This is a genomic window from Kitasatospora sp. NPDC101155 (assembly GCF_044768305.1).
Taxonomy (GTDB): Bacteria; Actinomycetota; Actinomycetes; order Streptomycetales; family Streptomycetaceae; genus Kitasatospora.
The window spans coordinates 298,746-305,625 of record NZ_JBIWPN010000009.1 but is presented as its reverse complement, the minus strand read 5'-3'; the positions used below and the strand labels follow the sequence as shown (position 1 = coordinate 305,625).

Annotated in this window: 5 protein-coding genes and 1 rRNA gene; all 6 read left to right on the top strand. The window is 71.8% G+C overall.

What is annotated here, in order from left to right:
• Positions 1-80: ribosomal RNA gene (gene rrf / locus ACIRYZ_RS16940) — 5S ribosomal RNA — on the top strand; the annotation flags it as partial.
• A 72-nt stretch (positions 81-152) separates the two neighbouring features.
• Positions 153-1,151 (top strand): mycothiol synthase, encoded by a 999-nt coding sequence (gene mshD, locus ACIRYZ_RS16935; protein ID WP_402944616.1) that lies wholly within the window; start codon positions 153-155, stop codon positions 1,149-1,151.
• Between the two features lie 186 nt (positions 1,152-1,337).
• Complete coding sequence (locus ACIRYZ_RS16930; RefSeq protein WP_402944614.1) at positions 1,338-3,695, top strand: RNA degradosome polyphosphate kinase; 2,358 nt, start codon at positions 1,338-1,340, stop codon at positions 3,693-3,695.
• 121 nt (positions 3,696-3,816) lie between these two features.
• Positions 3,817-4,905, top strand: a complete 1,089-nt coding sequence (locus tag ACIRYZ_RS16925; RefSeq protein ID WP_402944611.1) for a CHAD domain-containing protein — start codon at positions 3,817-3,819, stop codon at positions 4,903-4,905.
• A gap of 103 nt (positions 4,906-5,008) precedes the next feature.
• The gene (locus ACIRYZ_RS16920) at positions 5,009-5,470 is read left to right on the top strand and encodes an NUDIX hydrolase (RefSeq protein WP_402944650.1); all 462 of its coding nucleotides are present in this window, start codon (positions 5,009-5,011) and stop codon (positions 5,468-5,470) included.
• A gap of 227 nt (positions 5,471-5,697) precedes the next feature.
• Entirely contained in the window at positions 5,698-6,834 is a 1,137-nt protein-coding gene (pstS, locus tag ACIRYZ_RS16915; RefSeq protein ID WP_402944608.1) for a phosphate ABC transporter substrate-binding protein PstS, read from the top strand.
• The last annotated feature ends 46 nt before the right edge of the window (positions 6,835-6,880 follow it).

Genomic DNA, 6,880 nt, shown 5'->3' with positions numbered 1-6,880 from the left:
TTCCGAACCCGGAAGCTAAGCCTCACAGCGCCGATGGTACTGCAGGGGGGACCCTGTGGGAGAGTAGGACGCCGCCGAACAATCATTCAGAAAAGCCCCTGATCCATTCGGATCAGGGGCTTTTCGCATTTCCGTTGACGTATTGTCAGTGCATGGACGATCAGACAGCGGTCATTGCGAACAAGGTGCTCCGCCCCGGTCAGCGCGACGGCGCCCTGCGTGTTCTGGCGGAGGCCCAGGCGGTGGACGGCCGGGCCGCCGTGTCCGAGCAGGGCCGGCTCCGGCTGCGGAACGCCGAGACGCCCCGCCCGGGCGTCACCCACTTCATCGAGTCCGAGAGCGAATTCGAGGTCTCCTCTCAGGCCGCGTCCGAGAACGCAGCCGTCCTCGCCTACGGCCAGCTCGAAGTCCCGGAGAGCCCGACCGCCAACCCCGCCGCCGAGCTGGTGGTCGCCCCAGCGGCCCGAGGCCGCGGTCTGGCCCGTCCGTTGCTGGACGCCGTCCTCGCGGAGGCCCACCGGGAGGGCCGCGACGCGGTGGACTTCTGGGTGCACGGCGGCCACCCGGCGGCCCGGCTCCTGGCCGGCGCGTACGGTGCCGAGCTGGTCCGCGAGCTGCGGCAGATGCGCCGCACCGGCGCGCAGACCGAGGCCGTGCCCGTCCCCGAGGGCATCGAGCTCCGCACCTTCCGCCCGGGCGAGGACGACGCCGAGTGGCTGCGGCTGAACGCCCTGGCCTTCGCCCACCACCCGGAGCAGGGTTCCTGGACCGAGCAGGACCTGGCCGAGCGCCTCGCCGAGCCCTGGTTCGACCCGGCCGGCTTCTTCCTGGCCACCCGCGACGGCAAGGCGGTCGGCTTCCACTGGACCAAGGTGCACCCGGCCACCGCCACCGAGCCGGAGCTCGGCGAGGTGTACGTGGTCGGGGTGGACCCGGCCGAGCAGGGCAGTGGACTCGGCCGGGCGCTGACCGCGGCCGGCCTGCGTCACCTGACCGGCTCCGGAGCCGGCGAGCGTGGACTGGAAACCGTCCTTCTCTACGTTGACGCCGACAATCCGGCCGCCGTGCGGGTATATGAACGACTGGGATTCACCGTTCACGAGGTGGACCTCATGTACCGAGCCCAGTACCAGGCGAACCGGTCGGCCTAGCCGCCCGGTGCGGCCGGATCGTCCCACCGGACGGCCCGGCCGCACCGACCGGACGGCCGGGCCGTACCGAGTGGTCACGGGCGACGGGTGGAAAACGGCACCGCCCCCTTGCCCCGACCGACTCAGCTTTCCTCCTGGCCATGCGGTGTTTACCGTGGATTCAATTGCTGCCGCGAAGATCACAGGATGAAGTCCGTAGTGTCTCGCTCGTGCAGAGTCGACCGCCATTCGCCGGCCGGTCCTGTACGGACCGCGCCCGGTGGCTGGGCGCTGTCCCTGGGGGCCGCCGCCGCCCGGGGCGAGAACGACGGCCCGCAGAGCCATTCGCATCCGGACGCCGTCCTGCTGCTGGAGGAGCTGGAGCCCATGAGCATCCCCCGCCCCGTCTCTGCCCCGCTGTCGCCGACGGCCCGGATGTCCGGTGCGCTGGGGGTTCCGCCGGAGCTGTCGACCACGGACGAGCAGGAGTTGGAAGCCTTGCCGCAGGGCCGCTTCCTGGACCGCGAGCGCAGCTGGCTCGCGTTCAACGAGCGCGTCCTGGAGCTCGCCGAGGACCCGGGGATCCCGCTCCTCGAACGGGCGAAGTTCCTGGCGATCTTCGCGAGCAACCTGGACGAGTTCTTCATGGTCCGGGTGGCCGGGCTGAAGCGCCGGATCGCCACCGGCGTCGCCCAGCGCAGCGCCTCCGGCCTCCAGCCGCGCGAGGTGCTGGACCTGATCTGGACCCGCTCGCGCGAGCTGATGGCCCGGCACGCCGCCGCCTTCCAGCAGGAGGTGCTGCCGGACCTGGCCGCCGAGGGCATCGAGGTGGTCCGGTGGCCGGAGCTGGCCGAGAAGGAGCAGGCCCGGCTGCACACCCTGTTCCGGCAGAAGATCTTCCCGGTCCTGACCCCGCTGGCCGTCGACCCGGCGCACCCCTTCCCGTACATATCGGGGCTCTCGCTCAACCTGGCCGTGGTTGTCCGCAACCCGGTGTCCGGGCACAAGCACTTCGCGCGCGTCAAGGTGCCGCAGTCGCTGGCCCGCTTCCTGGAGGCCTCGCCCCAGCGGTACGTCCCGCTGGAGGACGTCATGGGCGCGCACCTGGAGGAGCTCTTCCCGGGGATGGAGGTGCTGGCCCACCACGCCTTCCGCGTCACCCGCAACGAGGACCTGGAGGTGGAGGAGGACGACACCGAGAACATCCTGAAGGCCCTGGAGAAGGAGCTGATGCGGCGGCGCTTCGGCCCGCCGGTCCGGCTGGAGGTCGAGGAGTCGATCGACCCCTACATCCTGGACCTGCTGGTGCGGGAGCTGAACATCACCGAGGCGGAGGTCTTCCCGCTGCCCGGGCCGCTGGACCTGACCGGGCTGTTCGGGATCGCCGAGCTGGACCGCCCGGAGCTCAAGTACCCGAAGTTCGTGGCCGGTACCGCCCGCGGGCTGACCGACGTCGAGTCGGCCTCGCAGCCGGACATCTTCGCCGCGATGCGCGAGCGCGACGTCCTGCTGCACCACCCGTACGACAGCTTCTCCACCTCGGTGCAGGCCTTCCTGGAGCAGGCGGCCGTCGACCCGGACGTGCTGGCGATCAAGCAGACCCTGTACCGCACCTCGGGTGACTCGCCGATCGTGGACGCGCTGATCGACGCGGCCGAGTCCGGCAAGCAGGTGCTGGTCCTGGTCGAGATCAAGGCGCGCTTCGACGAGCAGGCCAACATCAAGTGGGCCCGCAAGCTGGAGGAGGCCGGCTGCCACGTGGTCTACGGCCTGGTCGGGCTGAAGACGCACTGCAAGCTGTCGCTGGTGGTCCGTCAGGAGGGCGACACCCTGCGCCGCTACTCGCACGTCGGTACCGGCAACTACCACCCGAAGACGGCCCGGCTGTACGAGGACCTCGGCCTGCTCACCTCCGACCCGCAGGTCGGCGCCGACCTCTCGGACCTGTTCAACCGGCTGTCCGGCTACTCGCGCCGCGAGTCCTACCGCCGCCTGCTGACCGCCCCGCGCGGCCTGCGGGACGGGCTGGTCTCGCGGATCAACAACGAGATCGCCCACCACCGGGCGGGCCGGCCCGCTTACGTGAAGATCAAGGTCAACTCGATCGTCGACGAGGCCGTGATCGACGCGCTGTACCGGGCCTCGCAGGCCGGGGTGCCGGTGGACGTCTGGGTGCGCGGCATCTGCGCGATCCGCCCCGGCGTGCCGGGGCTGAGCGAGAACATCCGGGTCCGCAGCATCCTGGGCCGCTTCCTGGAGCACTCCCGGGTCTTCGTGTTCGGCAACAACGGCGATCCGGAGGTCTGGATCGGCAGCGCCGACATGATGCACCGCAATCTGGACCGCCGGATCGAGGCGCTCATGCGGATCGCCGACCCGGCGCACCGCGCCGAGCTGTCCGGGCTGATCGATCTCGGGGTGTCGGACGAGACCGAGTCCTGGTACCTGGGACCGGACGGCGTCTGGACCCGGCACTCGCAGGACGCCGAGGGCCGGCCGCTGAGGCACGTCCAGGACCTGCTCATCGACTCGCGCCAACGCCGCCGGGCCGCCACCTCGCGCTGACGCGTCCACTGATGCGAGCCGCCGGAGCAGTTCGGGCCTTCCGGGCCCCGAGGGGACCTGCTCCGGCGGTCGGCCACCAGCCCCGGGGGACGGCCCCGGGGGAACGGGGATTCACCACGCCATGACCGATGCGCCGATGACGGCCCAGGCGGCCTCCACCGCGACCGCCGGGGACATCCTTTCCCGCCAGCTCACCGCCCAGGCCGGAGCGTTCCTGCGCGCCCTGCCGCTCGCGGTGGGCGAGGTCGGCGCCAGACCGGGTTCGGCCGCGGTCGTCCCGGCGGCCGGTACCGCCGACCTGCTGCGGGCCGTCCGGCGGATCGGCGGGCTGCTGCACACCTTCGGCGCCGTCTTCGAGCAGACCTGGGCGCAGGAGTCGCGCACCGAGCTGCGCTGGCTGCTCAACCTGCTGGCGCTGGAGCCCGGCTACGTCCGCCGCTCGGCCCGGCTGCTGGGCGCGCTGGACTCGCTGAGCGGCAGTGACCCGGAGGGCACCGGCATGCTGGCCGGGCACGCGGGTGCGCCCAAGGCGCGGGCGCTGCTGGACCGGCAGCTGACCCTGGCCCGGACCAGGGCGCACTCCACGGTGCTGCAGGAGCTCCGCTCGGCCCGGCTGCACGCGCTGGCGGACCGGATGACCCTGCTGGTCGGTGAGGCGCCGCTGCTGGAGACGGCTGGTGGCCGGGCGTCGGCGGTGCTGCTGCCGCAGGCGGCCGCCGCGTTCACCGCGCTGTCCGCGTGCGCCCAGCAGTTGCCGCTGCAGCGGGCCGCGACGCCGTACGGCGGGGACGGGCTGCGCCGGCTGGGCGCTGCGCCGTCGGTGCGCGGCGCGGCCGACGCGGACGCGGCCCTGGCGGCCGACGACGCGCCCTGGTCCCGGTTGCGGATCCTGGTGAAGCGGGCCCGGTACGCGCTGGAGGTGTGCGGCCGTCCGTCCTCCGAGCTGGACGAGCTGGACGTGGTGCTGGGCCGGCACCAGGAGGCGGCGGACGCCGCGGTGACCGCCGCCACCGCGGCGCGCACCCCGCGGATCACCCCCGCGACCGCGTACGTGCTGGGCGTGGTGCATGCTGATCAGCGGCTGGAGGTGGAGGCGGCGCGGTACGCCGTCGGCCGCCGGTGGCCCGACCTCCCGCCAGGCCTGGACGGCTGGCTGGAGATCCCCCCTGCCGAGGGCTGGGGGCATTCCCCCGCACCACGGACGGCCTGAATTGCACGATCGCCTGACCCCCGCGCCGACTCCGAGCCCCGTGCCGAGCCCGAGCACCGGGCGGGCAGCGGACACCCGCGCGACCGGGGCGGGCCGTGCCCCGGTGGTCCTGGCGGCGGGCGCGGTGCTCTGGCTGCCGGGCCGGCCGAAGTCGAGCGGCAGGCTGGGGCGGCCGCGGATCGCGGTGATCCACCGTCCGAAGTACGACGACTGGAGTCTGCCGAAGGGCAAGCTCGACCCGGGCGAGGGGGTGGTCGGGGCGGCGCTGCGCGAGGTGTGGGAGGAGACCGGCTTCCGCTGCCTGCTCGGTCCTGAGCTGCCCACCCAGCACTACCTGGCGCAGGGCCGTCCGAAAGAGGTCCGGTACTGGGCGGCGGTGCCGACCAGCGGGTCGTTCCGCCCGAACCGGGAGGTGGACCGGCTGGAGTGGCTGCCGGCCGGGAAGGCCCGCGCCCGGCTGAGCCACGACCGCGACCGGTTGCTGATCGACGCCCTCCTGGAGATCCTGGGCGCGAGGCCTGTACGGATGAGCGGGGAGCCGGCGGTGAAGGAACGGTGGAAGTGATCTACCCGCGCCCTTGCCGTGACGCAACCGTTACTACGTGACGTAGTTTCCTGTCATCCGTTCGAGGTTCACTCCCCGTTCACTTGCGACCGGCTGTCGTGTCACCTACCCGGCCTAACTTCGGGTCTACCGGAGGGCCGCACGGGCCCCGGACCACAGCAAAACCCGCCCTCGGCCGTGTCCGCACGGTCTGCGCGTCGGGCAATGCCACAGAAAGGGACACCCCTGTGAAGCTCCAGCGGAACGGCCGCTCCAAGGCCCTCGCCATCGGTGCCATGGCGCTCGTCAGCTCGCTGTCGCTCGCCGCCTGCGGTTCGGACGACAACAGCACCACCAAGGCGTCCGGTGGCTCCAGCGGTGGTTCCGCCTCGGCCGCCGCGATCAACTGTGGCAAGGCCGGCACGCTGCTCGGCGCCGGTTCGACCGCGCAGGCCAACGCGATCGACGTGTGGAAGGCCAACTTCGGCGCCGCCTGCTCCGGCAGCACCGTCAACTACAGCGGCGGCGGCTCCGGCGCCGGTGTCCAGCAGTTCAACCAGGGCAAGGTCGCCTTCGCGGGCTCCGACTTCGCGCTGAAGCCCGCCGACGTCGACGCCTCCAAGGCCGTCTGCACCGGCGGCAAGGCCATCGACCTGCCGATGGTCGCCGGCCTGGTCTCGCTGGTCTACAACGTCGACGGTGTCGACAACCTGGTCCTGGACGGCCCGACCGCCGCCAAGATCTTCGACTCGCAGATCACCAAGTGGAACGACCCGGCGATCGCCGCCCTGAACCCGGGCGCCAAGCTGCCGGACGCCGACATCCAGTCGTTCCACCGCTCGGACGACTCCGGCACCACCTACAACCTGACCTCCTACTTCGCCAAGACCTCCGGCGGCGCCTGGAGCGCGGAGCCGAGCAAGGCGTGGAAGGGCAAGGGCGGCCAGTCCGCCAACGGCAGCGCCGGTGTCTCCGCCCAGATCAAGCAGGTCAAGAACTCGATCGGCTACGCCGAGCTGTCCTTCGCCCAGATCAACAACCTGAAGAGCGCCAAGATCGCCACCGGCGCCGCTCAGCCCGTCGAGGCGACCGCCGCCAACGCCGCGCTCACCATCTCGACCTCCACCGTCACGGGTACCGACGGCGACCTCGCCCTCTCTCTGGACTACGGCACCAAGGCCGACAACGCCTACCCGATCGTCCTGGTGACCTACGAGATCGCCTGCGACAAGGGCAACAAGGCCGAGACCCTCGACACCCTCAAGTCGTTCCTGACCTACACGATCAGTGACGGCGCCCAGAAGGCCATAGGCGACAAGGGCTACGTCCCGATGCCGGCCGCCATCGGCGACAAGGTCAAGACCGCCGTCGCCGCCCTGGCCTGACCCGACAGGACCACCGGTGGGACGGCCCCGTGAGCGAGGGGGGCCG

Coding starts and splice junctions, on each gene's coding strand:
- mshD (WP_402944616.1), top strand. CDS start 153: ATGGACGATCAGACAGCGGTCATTGCGAACAAGGTGCTCCGCCCCGGT.
- ACIRYZ_RS16930 (WP_402944614.1), top strand. CDS start 1,338: ATGAAGTCCGTAGTGTCTCGCTCGTGCAGAGTCGACCGCCATTCGCCG.
- ACIRYZ_RS16925 (WP_402944611.1), top strand. CDS start 3,817: ATGACCGATGCGCCGATGACGGCCCAGGCGGCCTCCACCGCGACCGCC.